The 16,362-nt window shown below is 40.9% G+C and carries 15 protein-coding genes; 3 read left to right on the top strand and 12 right to left on the bottom strand.

Annotated elements, in window-relative coordinates:
- Positions 1–13 precede the first annotated feature (13 nt).
- The 3 genes from WSC_RS0118125 to WSC_RS0118115 are packed head-to-tail and all read right to left on the bottom strand — an operon-like array spanning position 14 to position 3,428.
- Positions 14–1,279: a DUF3526 domain-containing protein gene (locus WSC_RS0118125; RefSeq protein WP_016957371.1), complete on the bottom strand. Its 1,266-nt coding sequence runs from the start codon at positions 1,277–1,279 to the stop codon at positions 14–16.
- Positions 1,273–2,709, bottom strand: a complete 1,437-nt coding sequence (locus WSC_RS0118120; RefSeq protein WP_016957370.1) for an ABC transporter permease — start codon at positions 2,707–2,709, stop codon at positions 1,273–1,275. Before WSC_RS0118120 ends, WSC_RS0118125 begins: the two co-directional genes overlap by 7 nt.
- Positions 2,706–3,428: an ABC transporter ATP-binding protein gene (locus WSC_RS0118115; RefSeq protein ID WP_016957369.1), complete on the bottom strand. Its 723-nt coding sequence runs from the start codon at positions 3,426–3,428 to the stop codon at positions 2,706–2,708. Before WSC_RS0118115 ends, WSC_RS0118120 begins: the two co-directional genes overlap by 4 nt.
- 161 nt (positions 3,429–3,589) lie before the next feature.
- Between WSC_RS0118115 and WSC_RS0118110 the strand changes: the two genes are divergently transcribed.
- The 3 genes from WSC_RS0118110 (at position 3,590) to WSC_RS0118100 (ending at position 5,054) form a co-directional block, all read left to right on the top strand.
- On the top strand, positions 3,590–4,123 hold the full coding sequence (locus WSC_RS0118110; protein ID WP_016957368.1) for a chalcone isomerase family protein: 534 nt from the start codon (positions 3,590–3,592) through the stop codon (positions 4,121–4,123).
- A gap of 8 nt (positions 4,124–4,131) precedes the next feature.
- Positions 4,132–4,674 carry a DUF3833 domain-containing protein gene (locus tag WSC_RS0118105; protein ID WP_016957367.1) on the top strand — a complete coding sequence of 181 codons (543 nt, stop codon included), beginning with the start codon at positions 4,132–4,134 and terminating at the stop codon, positions 4,672–4,674.
- 77 nt (positions 4,675–4,751) lie between these two features.
- Positions 4,752–5,054 carry a helix-turn-helix transcriptional regulator gene (locus WSC_RS0118100; RefSeq protein WP_016957366.1) on the top strand — a complete coding sequence of 101 codons (303 nt, stop codon included), beginning with the start codon at positions 4,752–4,754 and terminating at the stop codon, positions 5,052–5,054.
- Between the two features lie 127 nt (positions 5,055–5,181).
- On the opposite strand, the gene WSC_RS0118095 is transcribed toward WSC_RS0118100, so the two are convergent.
- The 9 genes from WSC_RS0118095 to WSC_RS0118055 form a co-directional block, all read right to left on the bottom strand.
- A complete protein-coding gene (locus WSC_RS0118095) occupies positions 5,182–5,706 on the bottom strand; it encodes a hypothetical protein (RefSeq protein ID WP_016957365.1) in 525 nt (174 codons plus the stop codon).
- A complete protein-coding gene (locus WSC_RS0118090) occupies positions 5,706–6,635 on the bottom strand; it encodes a tetratricopeptide repeat protein (RefSeq protein ID WP_016957364.1) in 930 nt (309 codons plus the stop codon). Before WSC_RS0118090 ends, WSC_RS0118095 begins: the two co-directional genes overlap by 1 nt.
- Before the next feature lie 88 nt (positions 6,636–6,723).
- Positions 6,724–8,022 carry an NADPH cytochrome P450 oxidoreductase family protein gene (locus WSC_RS0118085; protein WP_016957363.1) on the bottom strand — a complete coding sequence of 433 codons (1,299 nt, stop codon included), beginning with the start codon at positions 8,020–8,022 and terminating at the stop codon, positions 6,724–6,726.
- Between the two features lie 5 nt (positions 8,023–8,027).
- Positions 8,028–8,861: a DUF4198 domain-containing protein gene (locus WSC_RS0118080; RefSeq protein WP_016957362.1), complete on the bottom strand. Its 834-nt coding sequence runs from the start codon at positions 8,859–8,861 to the stop codon at positions 8,028–8,030.
- Between the two features lie 31 nt (positions 8,862–8,892).
- Positions 8,893–9,411, bottom strand: a complete 519-nt coding sequence (locus WSC_RS0118075; RefSeq protein ID WP_016957361.1) for a DUF2271 domain-containing protein — start codon at positions 9,409–9,411, stop codon at positions 8,893–8,895.
- Positions 9,412–9,445: 34 nt separating this feature from the next.
- The gene (locus tag WSC_RS0118070) at positions 9,446–10,060 is read right to left on the bottom strand and encodes a PepSY-associated TM helix domain-containing protein (RefSeq protein WP_016957360.1); all 615 of its coding nucleotides are present in this window, start codon (positions 10,058–10,060) and stop codon (positions 9,446–9,448) included.
- 4 nt (positions 10,061–10,064) lie between these two features.
- Positions 10,065–12,443, bottom strand: a complete 2,379-nt coding sequence (locus WSC_RS0118065; RefSeq protein WP_016957359.1) for a TonB-dependent receptor domain-containing protein — start codon at positions 12,441–12,443, stop codon at positions 10,065–10,067.
- 280 nt (positions 12,444–12,723) lie between these two features.
- The gene (locus WSC_RS0118060) at positions 12,724–13,626 is read right to left on the bottom strand and encodes a GGDEF domain-containing response regulator (RefSeq protein ID WP_016957358.1); all 903 of its coding nucleotides are present in this window, start codon (positions 13,624–13,626) and stop codon (positions 12,724–12,726) included.
- 12 nt (positions 13,627–13,638) lie between these two features.
- Positions 13,639–16,296 carry a PAS domain-containing hybrid sensor histidine kinase/response regulator gene (locus tag WSC_RS0118055; RefSeq protein WP_016957357.1) on the bottom strand — a complete coding sequence of 886 codons (2,658 nt, stop codon included), beginning with the start codon at positions 16,294–16,296 and terminating at the stop codon, positions 13,639–13,641.
- Between the last annotated feature and the right edge of the window lie 66 nt (positions 16,297–16,362).

The raw sequence follows: 16,362 nt of genomic DNA, 5'->3' as shown, positions 1-16,362 counted from the left end.
TTTGTCCTACTTTTTATTTGTGTGAATTGGCTGAAAATTGTGGCAGTAACGCGAGTTGCTGCTGGTCAAATTCAACTTGGTTAAATATCAATGGATAATAAAAACTGCGAAGCTCTGCATGAAAATCTCGCACTTGTTGTTGGTAGTTGGCGCTGGCAATCGCATCTGTGTTGGCTATGCGCGTCATGGCTCTTTGCACAGCTATGCTAGGCGACAATACACTTAACCAATTGGCTGCTTGGTATTTTAGTTTGGCTGCTTCTGTATAAGCTTTAGTAAGTTCAGCCGCTTGTTGGTCTCCAACTTGTTGAAAAGCGTAGTACCATTTCCATTCAAACATCTTGTTCATGCTGGTATGGTTTTTCCACTCAGGGTGAGTTTGGGTAAAGGCGTCGAATGTTGTTTGTGGTGGTAGATCCCACGCATCGTTCACGGCTTCGCGTTGCACCATTAATATGTCACCACCATTTGGGCTGGTGATTTGCTGCTCTATTACTGCATCACCAACTACCGGGATAACAAAAGCTGTGATTAACCAAATGCTGAGTAAAATGGACGCTAAACGAGGTGCAGGCGCATTTGTTTTCGCTAACCCGAAACAAATTGCCGCCCAAACAATTATTTGTGCCAAACAAATTAAACCAACTAAGATAATTTGCGAGATTGCTACTTGGTTAAATACTGCGGCAACCACAAAGGGGAGAATAAAAGTTAAAAATAGGCTGAGTGTTAACACAAGTGCGCGTGTAACCCATATTTTAAGTGGACTGGAAGCTGTGACTGTGAGTAAGTCATAACGGCCGGCTGCACGTTCGTTGGCAAAGAGATCGTGCAACAATAAAATTAATATCAGCGGCAGTAGCACACTTAATACAAAGGCAAAATCAAAATGGCCTGTTGCGGCTAATTCAGGATGGCCGATATCACTTTCATATATTTGCCCTTCCAGTGCTAACATTCTAATGCGGTGTTTCCACGGGTGGGTATCACGATTGCCCATAGCGGCAAACGCGAGCTGTGACGGCGGTAGATAAGTCAGGTGAAAGTTGTAATAGGCGATGCTGCCATAATCATTTTTGCTGTTAAATACAATTTCTTGTTCTTGCGCATCCGCTTGTAATAAGCGAGTGATGCTTTGTTGCTGTTTATTCGCTTCAATAATACCTGTGTACAGGGCAAAGCTAGTTAGTATTAGGGTGATGAGTAAAAGGACAAAAATACGCTTTTGTCTCAGCAAAAAGTTTGCTTCACGTTTAAGATCTTTAAGTGAAATTAACATTGACTTTTTCTCCCAACTAAACCGAGAAAAACAGCCAAGATAATGAGCCAAAACGTCAGTTGCATTAAGGCTAATTTGCTTTGTGTCAGCCTTTGCTCTGCATTGAATGGTTTAAACTCAAAGTTATTCAGTATTTGCCAGTTATTTGCTGACACTCTGGCGTTTTGCAGTGCCTGGCTGTCTTGGTAACGATTAATATCCGTTTGATAATTTAATTGTTCCGCATGTGCTTTATTGAGTGATTGCACAAATTCGTATCTAACTTGTTCTGCTTCGCGCAAAAACTTGTGATAGCTGCTGATATCTGTACCGGCTAATTGCATAGATAAACCGCGTATCGCTAGTGCAGGGGTTAACCATGCAAATAGTTGGTTGGTTGTGCTTTGCTTGAGCTCGCGCTGCATCTGCTCTTTGGCAAAAGTGTTGAGTATCTTGGTTAGCTCAGCTTCTGAATTTTTCGCAACTATGCCTCGAAAATTAACCGGTAAATCTTCAACTTTTTCGACTTGGTATTGCGCAAGCAAATTTGCTTTGAGTTGCAAAAACGCAGGATCTGCAGAGTTATGCCCGTCACCTAACTCGCGCAATTTGGCTTTTACTGCAAAGTCATTTTCTATTTTGCTCGGCTGTTCTACTAAGTATTGAGTTGTGTTGGCGGCAATTCGAGGAAGCAATAAACAAGCGAACAGCCAACAACAAATCAGCATGGCAAAACTACTGTTGTTGCTGTTAGTTAACGCCGATATCGCCACTATAAATAGTGTCCAAACTAATAGGTAAACTAAATAGCTCAAAATAAAAGTAACTATTATTGCGCTCGATTCGCCGTGACTTGCAGCTAATAGGCAACCCAAAATAAATGGACTTAAAACCAATAAATTAACACTAAATAATGCGGCCACTTTACCCAATAGTAGTTGCCAATAGCTTAAACCTTGCGCAAGCAAAAAGGACAGTGTGCCGGCTTCTGTTTCTCGGCTAATGGCGCTATAGCCGATTAAAATTAGCAGCAATGGGGCAATGGTTTGTAATACAAACGCAGGCGATAAAGGGCCAAATTCGGTTAATTGACTACTGTGTTGTTGATTAGAGAAGGTGGCGGAATTTTGTCTATGACCTTCTAAAAATATTGCTTTACCTGTGTATGAGTCTATCCCTGGATCTATAGTACTCAGCGGCGTTGAGTTTCTAAACAGATAATGGCCGTAGTGCACCATACGATGCGGGTGGCGGTCTGGCTGTTCAACAAAGGTTTGTTCAGCTTGCTGCTGTAAATGGGCGCGCTGGTGGTTTTCATCTGCAACTGAGATTGTGGTTAAAACCACTGAGGTTAACGCCATCACAATGGAAATGATAATAGTGACTAACGCCAATTTAGAGCGTCGCCAATAGCGCCATTCGTCATGCGCAATAATTAATAGGGTGCTCATGCTCTAATACCTCGAACAAAAGCTTTATGGACTGTTTCTGTATCTATGCTTTGATTGTGCTCAGCGTTAAATAAACTAATCAATTCACCTTGATGGAGTAAACCAATTTTGTTTGCGACTTGGCACGCACCATAGACATCATGTGTAACCATAAATATGGTGCTACCGGCTTGCGCGAGTTGGCTCATTAACTGATTAAATTCGTCGATGGCTGCTGGATCTAACCCTGAAGTTGGTTCATCTAAAAATAAAATTGGTGCTTGGCGTAATAAAGCCAAAGCAATTGCTGTTTTTTGGCGCATGCCTTTGGAATATTGGCTTAATTTGTTATGCCATGCTTGCGGCTGCAAGGATACTTGGGTTAATGCATCTTCAATTTGCTGCACACTTTGTTTGATATCCGCAAGCGATAGAAAATATTGAATATTCTCTATTGCGGTTAGATGCCCATATAACATGACGGATTCGGGTAAATACGCTATTTGTTTACGGCTGGTATTTATGTGTTGATGGACAGGTTTGCCCAAAATATTTGCACTACCTGATTGGGGTTTTAGTGTGCCTAAAAATGTTTTTAACGTTGTGGATTTTCCCGCACCATTACCACCTAACAGCGCAAATATTTGCCCTTGTGCCACCGAGAAATTAACTTTGTTTAAAACCAGTTGGTTGGCGTAAGCCACAGATAAGTTGTTTGCAGATATAACCGAATCTTTCATTTGCCTATTCTTTATATTGTTATGTTATAACGGTTGGATTATGTCATTTATTGTAATGTTATACAATAACATTGATTAAAGAGGGAAGAATTATAGAGGAGTGAACCAGTATTCACTTAAACACGTACACATACACAAGCGTTTTTACTGAGTTGATACTAATGAAAATATCTGTGTTTGTGTGGTTAACAGCTGTTGTTACCACTTCATTATCGGCGGAAGTGCCGTCACCTTTGCGTGATTTATATAAACATGGCCAAGGCACTATGCAGGTGTATTTTTGGAAACTGTATGATGCAGAGTTTTACCTACCAAGCAAAACCTTAGACCTGACTGATTATCCACAAGCGTTAAAAATTACATATCTCCGAGATATTAAAAAGAAAGATCTAATTGAAGCGACCAAAGAGCAGTGGCAACACATAGGTTTAACGCATGATAATCAAAACAACTGGTTGCAATTACTAGATGAAATTTGGCCTGAAATTACTAAAAACGACACGCTGGTTATTCGGGTTGAAAATGATGGCGCAAGCCAATTTTTTTATCAAAAGGTTGGTAGCTCAAATCTGGTTCTATTAGGAGATGTTGACGATAGTGATTTTGGTGAAAACTTTTTAGCCATTTGGCTTTCACCTAAAACATCACGACCTGACTTGCGCGAACAGTTGCTTGGCTTAGCTAATTTAAAATAGGGGGATTTATGTTTGGTGTTATATCAAAATTAACTAAAGCAGTTGCAGGTGTGAGCTCTGCAGTATTGCTGGCTGCCTGTTCAAGCAATATAAATGATTATGCAAATACTAACCCTGAATTGAAATTAGAAGAATTCTTCGATGGTGAGCTCAAAGCCTATGGCGTGTTGTTCGATTACAGCGGCAAATTAACCCGCCGTTTTAGTGTAGATTTACAAGCTAGCTGGCAAGGCAACAAAGGTACGATAAACGAGTGGTTTGAGTTTGACGATGGCGAAAAACAAACGCGAATATGGCAGTTAGAAAAACTCGACGACAATTCATACGTAGGCACTGCAGGCGATGTAATCGGCAAAGCTTATGGCGCTACCAATGGCTCAGTTTTGCATTGGCGCTATGTGTTAGAAATTCCTTACAACGACAGCACTATGCAAGTAAATCTTGATGATTGGATGTATCTGGTTGACGAAAAACGCCTATTCAACAAAACCGATATCATTAAATTTGGTATCAAAGTAGGGGAATTGGTGTTGTTTATTGAGAAGGTTTGAACTAAATCCAATACGTGCATATTGTGTAAATACCGTTAAAGTAATCGTTATGTGTTTAATGATTGCTTTTTCGGTCAATGTTTCATTCTTCTGTTAGTCAAAAATTAGCAACTATGTGTGCTGATTTAATAAAACAGCATCGTACCTTAAAATTCACTCAAACTGATTTCGCCAAAGCCGTTGGCGTGTCGCGCTCGACCATTCAAAAATTGGAAAGTGGTGAAATTGTTAAGTCTGATGTTTTGTTCGAAGCTCTTGTTGTTTTGGGCTTGCAAGGACAGTTTATTCAGTTGATGGATGATTTGACGCGTGAAGTAGGTGGCTCAAGTGTTAGGCAGCGCAAACGCGAAAATGTCAGGTTGATCAATGATGATTTCTGAATGTTATGTTTTTATTGATGGTTTAGAAGAGCAGCCTGTCGCGTGCGGCTTTTTTTGTTATAACCCTGTAAAGGGAATAAAGGTATTTTTGCCTTATTTGATTTAAATCAACAAGCCGCTTGATATGCTACATTATTGAAGCTGATTTAATCTTTGGAACTAAAACATCCATTTTGCATAAGAGTTTGATAACTTGCGCATTATTGTCTTCGGTTTTGCATGAAACGTTTCTAACTTGGGCAATGCCGGCGGTTTCTATTAGCGCATTTTCTTCAAACTCTTGGTGGCTAAATTGTCCGTTACTTGAAGTGATCCGCGTTGAATCAATTTTGCTGGTTGAGCGAATTACCACACCATTAATTTCTTCAGTTGCTTCTTGAGCTGCTTTTTCTTTTGCCCTTTGTTTAAGTGTCGCCATAGAGTCAAACTCAGTTCCATACACAGTGACCTGTTTGGTAAGCTTGTGTATAACACGTTTGCCGTTATGGTCTTTTTCGTATTCTAGTCGAATACCTGAAGCCTGCTTTTGTTCTGCTTTCAGCCACTTTGCATCAGCTGCTTGAGGATAGACTAGTTGATAGTCTTGTTTTTGAGTATTTGCACAGGCAAAAAGAAATAGAGAAGTGATGATCACAACAGCTAGTTTAGTCATTATGGTTTACCTATTTGTGCACTTAGTTTGTCTTGAGTGTATTTGAGTTTTTCAACTACTTCTATCGAGTCTAATATTTCTAGTTTTTGTGGATTCAATAAGTTGGCTTTTCTCAATAAATTATGAGCTTCGGTATATTCACCTTGGATTAATTTGACCATGCCTTGGTTATGTATAGCTGCGGTTTGAACCTCCAATTCTGATGATTTTTCTGCTATTTGCATAAATAAACTCATAGCTTGTTGGTAACGCCCTCGTTTGACATACTCTATCGCTACATCAATGTGTTGATCGCCTTTCATAAAATTAACTTTTACATTTTTTTTATGTGGTGATATTTCTTTGACAATCTGGTTGGAAGCTTGCTCAATCAACTTTGCATGTAAATCGCTTTCTTTCCGTAGTTTTGATTTAGCTTCACTTTTGCTTTTTTTAGAGCTGTTGTAAGTTGATTCGGTAAAGGTTTGCGAGCCAGCGGCTAACTGCTCTGTTGCATTTGACAGCGTATAACTGACTAAAATACTTTTAGTTAACTTAGCATGGTAAGTGTATTTAGTTTTGCCTTCTTTATCTTCGTATTTATCTTCCCAAGCGGTAAATTCATCGGGATTGATGACAACTTCACCGATCAGTGTAAATTCAGCAGGTGAAGCTAACTTGATGTAACCTTCTTTAATGATGTTAGCTTTAATAGCATTGGCAAGGATGTTACCAGTTAACTTGCTTGAGCGAGATAATAAAACCTTAGCCAATTTAGTACTTAAAGTGCCTTGGTGAACTCGAAAAGGGGCAACGGATAGTGAGCTTATTTTTACATTGCTTTCGCTTGGCATCACCATGGGTACATTAACTGGGCGCATTGAGCTACAGGCTGATAAGGTGAGTAGGACTAATGTGAAAACAGTATTACGTATAGCTGATTTGAGCATTGTTATTCCTTTAATACTTAACTAAATCAACGGCATAGTATCACGGAATTGTGCGAATTAGACTGATAATTATTGGCTCAACTCGAATTTAATACAAATCTCTGTGATAGCGTTCTTGTTCGCTCAGCTGTTGTTTGGTTTGTTCACCTAAAATTTCCAGCAAGGCTTTATCTACAGATTTACCCATACCTTCTAGGCTACCACACACATAGACGTCGGCTCCTTGTTTTATAAAGCAGCGAACATTCTCTGCTTGTTGGGTTAGCACTTGATAAACGTATTTGGCTTTTTCTGTGTCAGTAGCGTGAGTAGAGCGTGAAAAGACTCGGTCGACTCTAGTTAATACCCCTTGCTGTTGCCAAGCTTCCAGCTCTGTTTGCATATGGCAATCAAATTCAGCATCGCGTTCACCATAAATCAACCACACTGGGCCTGCATCAGCAAAATGACACCTTTGTTCAATATGGCCAATTAAACCGGCTAAACCACTACCTGTGCCAATGAGCAGCAAAGGAGCTTGTTCTGATTTAAGTTGGCATGCTGGATTTGCCCGTACTTTAACTTTAATCTGACTGCCTGCTTGGCAGCTTTGTGTTAAATATCCAGATGCTAAACCTGTAGTGCCATCGTCTTTAGTCAATAAACGAACAATCAGTTTTAGCTGATTATTTTCAACAAAACGACTGTCTGCACTGGCAATTGAGTAACTGCGAGGGGAGGCTAGTTGTTTGTTATTTGCTGGTGGTAACACTTCTAAAATATCACCCGCTTGCCAGCTGAGATTTGCTGCCGATAATTCAATTAAATATAAACCAGCGTATGGACTGCCGGTATTTAATTGGCGAATCTGTGTTACCGCAACATCAGAGTAGTTTGCAATTGAGTGTTGTGTTTGAGTTTGTGGTTGGCTGGCATCTATACAAATTAACGGCTCTATGGCTTGTGCGCCGCGCTCTGCTAATTCGGTAAAAACTTGTTTGCCAAATGCGCAAAAAGCAGGGTAGTGGCTATCACCAAATGCAGTCACCTTATAGTTAACTTGTTTTAATGCATTATTCGAAATTTTTGTTAGCGAGCGGATAAATGTACGGCCGTTGTCTGGCGCTTCACCGTCACCATAGGTACTGACAAATAAATGCACTTCAGATGCAGTTTGCAATTTATCTGCAGTTAATTGATTGAGAGGTAGCAGTATTGCGTCAGAAAGCGATGCGATAAAATCTTCGGCGTGTAAACGCGCTTGGCCCGTTTGGCTGGCAAAAGCGACGATTTTTGTCGCAGAGGCATTGGCTGTTTTTGGACGGTTTTTAATCCATAAAACCATTACCCAAACACACCATAAAAGGCCTAACACACAGGCTAGGCCGATTCGAAAATTATCCGACATATCTACTAGAGTGGTAACACTTCGAAAGTTGCTGAATAACCGCCTTGGCGTTTTGTCGCCGGTGCTTGAGCTTTGTCGTCTTCATACGATACTTCAATAAAGTACATACCCGCTTTTGGCCAGGTGACTGAAAACTTACCATTGGCATCTGTTTTTAAGTTAATTGTTTCTGGTTGGTTGCGGTAACGCATGGCGCCACGGTTGATTTCTACTTCAGCACCAACAGCTGGGCTACCGTCAATCAACATAATAAATTCAGCGCTTTCAGTTGCGTATAAATCGTTTGGATGTGTTACCGGAACTAACTCTAAACCTTTATTTGTAGGTTTTAATGAGTCTGTGCTTGGTTCACCCAAGGTAACAAATGTTTCAACTCGGCGTGCACTGTAAGAAACACGTAACTCTTTGGCATTTTTAGGTACAGCCGTTTCAAAGGTTTCACCTTCCGCACTTCGGCCTCTTCCAGGCCACATTTTGCGATTGCCTTCGTCATCTTTCCACATAGCGCGAATACCAGCTGACGCTGATGCAATGCGGTACGTACCAGCTTGCTCAAGCTTTAAATCAAATGTTGCGCGGTATTTGCCAGTTGCAACGTTTTCTAGCTCTAATGTTTTTCCGTTAGGTGCATAAGCGACTATGCTGTTGGTTCTGTAAGCTACGTGCTCTGGCACAAATAGTGTGTTGGATACAGCAGCATCAAAGGTGACATAGTTTTCTTCACCAGACAGAACAGTTTCACTTGGTTTGATCCAAGCTCTATGTGCATTTACCTGTGTTGTGGCTAACAACAAAGTTAGGGGTAATATTGCGCTTTGAATAATTTTTTTGTTTAACATTACTTAGGTTCCTTAATCATTCTGTTGCTGTTTATTTAGTCGCGGACAAACGCACTAAACCTAATTCAGAACTGCCTTCAACTGTTAGTGGTAGTTCACCGCTCTTTAGAGGCAGGTTAAGTGGAATTTGTAATAATTCACGGCCGCCCACTTCACGGGCTGCTTCTATACGCAAGGTGTATTGACCTGCGGGTAAGTTTTTAAAGGCTTTAGATAGGTCGAAATCGACAGTGTGCATGCCAGGCCCTTTGGTTGCACCTGTTATGCCGTCAATCGGGAACGACAGTTTACGGCCATCTCGACGCCACCATTGGCGTAAATCCGCAAGCCATTCTTCACCTTTGCCATTTTCCATTTCAACATCGTACCAAACGGCTATTTGGGTAACTTTGCGCTGGCCATCTTCCAACCATACAGCTACATATGGCTTGTGGTATTCGGCAACTTGTAAGCGCGGAATGCTAACTTCTAGTTGTAAATCTGATTTGGCAGATACTGCTGTTGTGGCCAGTGCACAGATTAAGCCGCAAAACAATTTCCCAATTTTCATTACTTTATATCTCCAATAGTTGTTATTTTCACTGTTAGTGAACAAAGGCTAACAATAAAATTGCTGGAGCCAAGACACCAAGCAAGGTAATAGGCCAAGTCATCCATCTGTGGTTTGCCTGACGGCAAAGTAAAATCAATCCAGATAGACAAAAAATCACACAAATAACGGCAAAAAAGTCGATAAACCAACCCCAAACAACACCTGTATCACGGCCTTTATGCAAGTCGTTAAAGTAGGCTATCCAGCCGCGGTTGGTGCTTTCATAGGTTAATTGGTTGGAATAAAAATCAACTGCCAACCAAGCGTCAAACCCAGGCCCAGCTTGAACTATGTACAATTCGTCTTCGTTCCATTCAGCTTTGGCCGTTGATGAAACTTGAATAGAATGTACTTGTGACAACCAAGTTTTGAGTGCTGTTGGCACTTTTGTTTGGTCACTTTCAATTGCCTGATCCGCATGCTTTTTTAGCCTTGAAACTAAAGTTGTTGGCAATTCAACTTCTAACAATTGAACATCTGGTGTTGTTTTAATATCAGCGGCATGATTGAGCGTAATGCCGGTAATAGAAAACAACAGCATGCCGACCAAAGCAAAAGCGGCACTGATCCAGTGCCACTGTCTAACTGAGCCTAAACTAAACTGCATTTATTTAGAAACTCACAGAAACGCTTGCCCAGAAGTTACGCGCTTTGTCTTTTACGTTGTAATCGTCGGCAAAGTTAACTTCACTGACCACACCACGACCTGTTAGGTACTCGTATACACCGTCGTCATTCAAATCATCATATGTGGTTGTGTACGAGGTAAAGTCTCTATCCAATAGGTTGTTAACGCGTAAGCTCACCATAACATTGTCATTAAGTGTCCAACGTGCACCTAAATTAAGTAATGAGTAGTTTTTGTAGTACAACTCGCGCTCAAGTGTTGAGTCGTAACCGCGGTAGCGATCAGAGCGCAATTCACTTTGCAAATACACATACAGATTGTCGGTGGCTGACCAGTTTAAGCTGATATTAGACATATGCTCTGCTGTGTTGGTGAGTGGTTGTCCTGCGCTTGGGCCACTTTTTTGTTCACTATCTGTCCAAGTGTAATTAGCGTAGACAGACCAGTTATTCAAAAATTGGTAACGACCGGCAATTTCGACACCTTGTAGTGCAACTTCGTCGATATTGATTTTTTGGCTATAGGTTTCGTATCCTAGTTGATCGTACTGACCTAAGTTTACACAAGGGCGCACACCTGCTGTTTTTTCACAACTTTGCACTGTATCACCACGGGCGATTTTATCTTCGAAGGTCGTGTCGAAGTAAGTGATGTTGAAATTGTTGTCGCCACGGCTCCAATACAAAGCAATTTCAGAGTTTACGCTGGTTTCTGGCTTAAGCTCTGGATTACCGGCAAATGGACTAGTGCCTTGGCCACCAAAACCTGTAATACCATCGTATAAATCTGTGGTTTGTGGGGTTTTATAACCTGTGCTGACACCACCTTTAATTGTCCATTCTGGTGATAAGTTATAAACCGCGTACGCACGAGGTGAAGTTTGGCTACCAAATACGTCGTGGTTGTCGTAACGAACACCGGCAGTTAAGGTGAATTTGTCTGTGATCATCCAGTTGTCTTCGGCAAAAAATGAATACATTTTTTGCTCTTGAATTGCACCGGCTTTGCCACTTTCTAAACCAAATACACCGTCTTGTAATTCACCATCAATCGCTTGTGCACCAAATACTAAATTGTGATCACCAGCTACGTTCGCCACTGGAATATCTACACGTAAATCATAAGTGTATTGGCTGCTATCTAATGGGCGAGCAGGGCGTGGTAAGAAAGTGTCTTCAGCTAACTGTTTACGCGTTTCTTCATCCATATCTGCGTAGTCGCCTGTGCCGTCATACATTTCTTGCAACAATAAACGCTCAGCAACGCTTAACGGCAAAGTACGGCCGTTATTTTGGGTATCTACATAAGAAACTGAGGCAGAAATAGCACCAAATTCGAAATCGCCTTCATAAGTTAACGACCACCATTCGCGATCAAATTCTTGTTCGGCTGCATAACCTGCACGTGGGTTAACACGGCCACGGCTGTCTTGCCACAAACTTTCTATGCTGTCTTTAGTGCCAAGTGGATAGAGAATTTCACCTGTATCTATGTCGAACCTTGGAGTGTTGTCATACTCTTGGTGAGAGTTGTCGTAGTCGAACATTAACTCTTGGCCTTTAGCTAGAGTGTAGTTTAGGCTAAATCCGTAATGTTCACTTTTATTGTCAACGGTACGACCGCCACTACCAAACCCGAGAGAGCGCACATGTACGTCGCCATTTGGGTCAACTGCAGGTGAAAACTGTGGTGATGAGGCCTGTTGCTCATAAACACTTGCTCGTACACCTAAACTTAATACATTGGCAATTAAAGGGCCTTGTACGGAAAAATCAGTCGTGATGTCGTCACCAAAGTCATCATTTTGTTGCAAACTACGACCAAAAGTAATTGAACCACTCCAGTCATCTGTATGTTTTTTGGTGATCACATTGATAACACCACCTAATGCATCTGCACCGTATAAGGTTGATGCTGGTCCGCGAATTACTTCAACTCTATCAATTGTATCTACCGGTGGCAGGTGATTAAACGCGTTGCCACCAAAGTTATTTGGATAAATATCACCATGGTTGTTTTGACGTTTGCCGTCAATTAATAATAAGGTATATTCGCCAGTTAGACCACGCATACTTACGCTGCCTTGACCCGTTTTATCTCGGGTTGTGCCTATATCAATACCTTCTTGGTGTTTAACTGCGTCTAACAGGTTGGTGAATGAAGATAATTTAATATCTTCGGCAGTGATGATTGAAATACTCGCAGGTGCCTGCGTTAATTTTTGCTCGAAACCCGTAGCTGTCACTACGATAGTTTCCATTTGTCCTTCAACATTTTTTTTGCTTTGGTCCGCATGTGCGGTATTTAATGAAGCTACTTGCATTGCAACAAGAATGGCTGACAGTTTTAACTTGGTTTGCATATCGCCCTCAATATTATTTGAATAATTTGTGATCCCGAATTTGAATTTTGTTGGTCGTTGGGATTAATTTGCGCGGCATTCTATAGGAAACTTATGAAAGGTGGAAGTAAAACTGAGAATTATTATCATTTTCAATATTGATGTTGGTGGTTTATTGGTTTGCTTGATATAAATAAGTTGTATTTGTTATATTTTTTAGCGAGTTATGTGATCAGATAGGGTTAAGGTTAACAAGGTTGAGTTGGGGCTTAGTTGCAACAACTAAGCCGTTTGAACTGCTTTATTCATTCCAGCAAACTTGGTTTCTACCATGCTCTTTTGCATAGTAGAGCATGCTATCTGCTTGTTTGAGGGCTTGTGCTGGGGTGATGTCGTTATTTGGAACACAGATAATTGCGCCAGCGCTAATGGTTACTTTTTCGTGTGGGCTGAGTTCATGTTCTATGTTTAAGCTTTCGACCGCTTGGCGGCAGTTATCTAAAACAGCTTTAGCGCCGTCAATGTCTATGTCGCCAATGACAACTACAAACTCTTCACCACCATATCGCGCGACAAAATCGCGAGGGCGTTGTAATTGTTCATTCAGAGCTTTAGCAACCTGAGTGAGCACTTGGTCGCCGGCGGCATGGCCATAGTGGTCGTTATATTGTTTAAATTTATCTACATCCAACATAGCAAGAACTAAGGGCTGTTGGTTACGCTGAGCAACTAACCATTCACCTTCAACTTGTTCGTCAAACTTTCTGCGATTGGCAATGGCTGTGAGTGGGTCAACGTTTGCAAGCATTTCTAACATAATGCATTGGCGGGCTAGAGTTAAATGCAGTTTTACCCGCGCTTTTACTATACCTAGGTGAAATGGTTTGGAAATATAATCACAAGCCCCCAGCTCAAAGCCTTTTTCTTCACTTGAAACATCACCTAGCGCCGTAATAAATATCACAGGAATTGAGCGGGTGATCTCACAGGCTTTGAGTTGTTTGATAACGTCAAAGCCACTTTGGTCTGGCATTACTACGTCTAACAAAATAATGTCAGGTTTAAGCTCTTGTGCTTTTTCAATTGCGGCTTTGCCGTTACTGGCTAGGGTAATTTGCGCTTCGGCTTTGAGTAAGTTACTCAATACCACAAGATTGGACTTTTCATCGTCGACTATCAGTATGCGTAGTGCTGGGGTTATCATAGCTTTATCTCTTTAACTGCATTGATTTAAAGTTAATTCACATAAATCGCTGGCAAGTTCGAACTCAATTTCAGAAACAAATTCAGAAATTTGTTTCACTTGCTCAGCAAACTCGGTATTTAAGCTGCTTTCTACTACCATAGGGATTAATTCTTCGGCGGCAAAATCGGATTTTTGTAATAAAGGTAATAAAGTTTGCAGCTGCTCTTTTAACGGCTTTGCTAGTTGATCTACTTCTTCTGTCTGGGCTTTATTAGACTTAAGTATATAGCTTATGGCGTTGACTATTTGCTCAAGTTCGTTACACACTTCTTTGAGGTTTGCGTAAAAATCTTGATTCAGTTCTATTTGGCTTTCAAGTTTGGCACATTTTTGTGACAGACCGAATGCACCTATATATGCACTGCTCGATTTTAAGCTATGTACTTTTATAAAGAGTGCGTTGCAATCATCTTTGCGTTTTAAGTTCAAAAAATCAGCAGCTGACTGTTGATGTTCAGTAACAAAATCATCAACCAACTTGCAATATAACTTACGGTTGCTTTGGCAGCGTGACAATGCTTTTTCGACTTCAAGTTGTGGGATCCAACTTAATGCCTCTAAAAAATTATCAAATTTTGTATGTTGTTGCGATGGCGCAGTTTGTTGTTTATTGATTTTTTCCGCTTTTAGCCATTTGAGCACCACTTCAAACAATTCGTCTGGATTAATAGGTTTGGCTAAATGCGCATTCATTCCTTTGGAAATACACAAAGATTTATCACTATCTAACGCATGGGCTGTCATGGCTATGATAGGTAAGTTATCAAATTTAGGATTCTGCCTAACATGGCGCGTGGCTGTGTAACCGTCCATTTTTGGCATTTGGATATCCATTAATACAAGGTCGTACTCGTAAGTGAATATTTTATCGAGCGCTTGTTCACCATCTACAGCTATATCTATTTGGATATTGGTATCAGATAAGAAACCACAAACGACTTTACGATTAATGGTATTGTCGTCTACTACTAAAATTTTCGCTTGAGAAAAATCGAGTTGACTGCCATCCCATTTTGACGGGGCAGGTGAATTCCAACTTGAGTTGTTGTTTTGTCCCAAACTTTGTTGATGACATAAGCTACGTGAAATTCCGTCTAACAAGGTTTGTGGTTTAACTGGTTTTTCGACATAAGCGTCTATATGTATTGCGCCGGATTGTCTGCGCGCTTCGTCTAAATCGTACGCAGATAACAATAAAATTGCCGGAATATGATTTTTACCTAAATCTTGTTTTATTTGTTCAGCAGCGCTAATGCCATCTATGCCTGGCATGCGCCAGTCCATTATGATTAGGTCGTAATCGCGGCGGATTTCGCTGGCTTTTTTCACCATGTTAATTGCATCTTGGCCGCTGTCAGCACAATCAACATGCATGCCCAATTCACTGAGCAGTTCTACTAATATGCTTCTGGCAACTACACTGTCGTCTACCACTAAGGTTTTTAACTTGGTGTAGTCAATTTGATGTGGTTTAGCTTTTTTAGCATCTTCAACAACTTCGCATGGCATAGTAAAGGTAAAGGTAGAGCCGCGACCTTCTTCACTGAGCACTGAAATATGCCCACCCATTAATTCGACAATTTGTTTACAGATAACTAAGCCCAACCCTGAACCTTCAAACTCGCGGGTTAACGAATTATCCAGTTGAGAAAAGGCGGTAAATAGGCGCTTTTGGCATTTTTCTGATATGCCAACCCCTGTATCTGTGACTGAAAATTTAAGCAGAGCTTGATTGTTTTGGCGATCGGCTAATTCTATTTTTACGATAACATGGCCGCGCTGGGTAAACTTAATTGCGTTGTTCGCTAGGTTAACCAAAATCTGTTGTAATCGGTTTGGGTCGCCCATTACATAGTTAGGCACTTGGCTAGACAGATCTAAGATAAATTCTAGGTTTTTTTCAAGCGCTTTTAGCTCGCAAATCGTAATGGTTTTGTCTAAAACCTTTTGAATGCTAAACGGAATTTTTTCGATAGACAGTGAATTTGCTTCAATTTTTGAATAGTCGAGTACGTCGTTGATGATACTGAGCAGTACTTCAGCTGAATTTAATATTTTGTCGACATAATCTGTTTGTTCATGGTCGAGTTTAGTGCGTTTTAACAGTTGGGTTAAACCTATTACCGCGTTCATTGGTGTGCGAATTTCATGGCTCATTTTTGCCAAAAATTCTGATTTTGCTTGATTTGCAGCTTCGGCTTTGTCTTTGGCTTGGCTGAGCTGCTGTTCAGCTTCAACCCTGTGGGTGACATCGCGTGATATACCCAACAAACCCATTAATTCGCCTTGCTCGTCATAAAATGGCGCTTTTAATGTGTCAACTTTAATGGTTTTGCCATTGGGATAGACGGTCGTTTCTTGGCTGGTTTGTGTATCGCCGCTGTCGAATATTTGTTTGTCTTTTAATCTTAGGCGTTTAGCGGCTTCTTGATCTTTAAATAATTCTTCGTCTGATTTTCCGGTTAAATCTTCATTGGGCCGGCCGACCAGTTTGGCGAATGCTTGATTATGCGCTATGTATTTGTAGTTTTTGTCTTTGGCAAAAATTAAGTCCGGTGTTGCATTGAGCAAAGCATCTAGTAGGGATGCGAGTTTCTCTATATCGTTGGTATGCGTATTTATCGCCATAAATCCATCCGTGTAATATGCCTGCCCGAACTGAGTAAGCCGGGCAGGGGTTTATACCCTATAATT

Source organism: Catenovulum agarivorans YM01 (assembly GCF_000281085.1).
GTDB lineage: Bacteria > Pseudomonadota > Gammaproteobacteria > Enterobacterales > Alteromonadaceae > Catenovulum > Catenovulum agarivorans.
Note: the sequence above shows the minus strand (reverse complement) of the source record. Positions and strands in the feature narration are given on the sequence as shown.

Excerpts from the sequence above, each read along its gene's own strand:
- WSC_RS0118120 (WP_016957370.1), bottom strand. The coding sequence starts at position 2,709 with ATGAGCACCCTATTAATTATTGCGCATGACGAATGGCGCTATTGGCGA.
- WSC_RS0118055 (WP_016957357.1), bottom strand. The coding sequence starts at position 16,296 with ATGGCGATAAATACGCATACCAACGATATAGAGAAACTCGCATCCCTA.
- WSC_RS0118065 (WP_016957359.1), bottom strand. The coding sequence starts at position 12,443 with ATGCAAACCAAGTTAAAACTGTCAGCCATTCTTGTTGCAATGCAAGTA.
- WSC_RS0118095 (WP_016957365.1), bottom strand. The coding sequence starts at position 5,706 with ATGACTAAACTAGCTGTTGTGATCATCACTTCTCTATTTCTTTTTGCC.
- WSC_RS0118125 (WP_016957371.1), bottom strand. The coding sequence starts at position 1,279 with ATGTTAATTTCACTTAAAGATCTTAAACGTGAAGCAAACTTTTTGCTG.
- WSC_RS0118115 (WP_016957369.1), bottom strand. The coding sequence starts at position 3,428 with ATGAAAGATTCGGTTATATCTGCAAACAACTTATCTGTGGCTTACGCC.
- WSC_RS0118105 (WP_016957367.1), top strand. The coding sequence starts at position 4,132 with ATGTTTGGTGTTATATCAAAATTAACTAAAGCAGTTGCAGGTGTGAGC.
- WSC_RS0118110 (WP_016957368.1), top strand. The coding sequence starts at position 3,590 with ATGAAAATATCTGTGTTTGTGTGGTTAACAGCTGTTGTTACCACTTCA.
- WSC_RS0118070 (WP_016957360.1), bottom strand. The coding sequence starts at position 10,060 with ATGCAGTTTAGTTTAGGCTCAGTTAGACAGTGGCACTGGATCAGTGCC.
- WSC_RS0118080 (WP_016957362.1), bottom strand. The coding sequence starts at position 8,861 with ATGTTAAACAAAAAAATTATTCAAAGCGCAATATTACCCCTAACTTTG.
- WSC_RS0118090 (WP_016957364.1), bottom strand. The coding sequence starts at position 6,635 with ATGCTCAAATCAGCTATACGTAATACTGTTTTCACATTAGTCCTACTC.
- WSC_RS0118060 (WP_016957358.1), bottom strand. The coding sequence starts at position 13,626 with ATGATAACCCCAGCACTACGCATACTGATAGTCGACGATGAAAAGTCC.
- WSC_RS0118100 (WP_016957366.1), top strand. The coding sequence starts at position 4,752 with ATGTTTCATTCTTCTGTTAGTCAAAAATTAGCAACTATGTGTGCTGAT.
- WSC_RS0118075 (WP_016957361.1), bottom strand. The coding sequence starts at position 9,411 with ATGAAAATTGGGAAATTGTTTTGCGGCTTAATCTGTGCACTGGCCACA.
- WSC_RS0118085 (WP_016957363.1), bottom strand. The coding sequence starts at position 8,022 with ATGTCGGATAATTTTCGAATCGGCCTAGCCTGTGTGTTAGGCCTTTTA.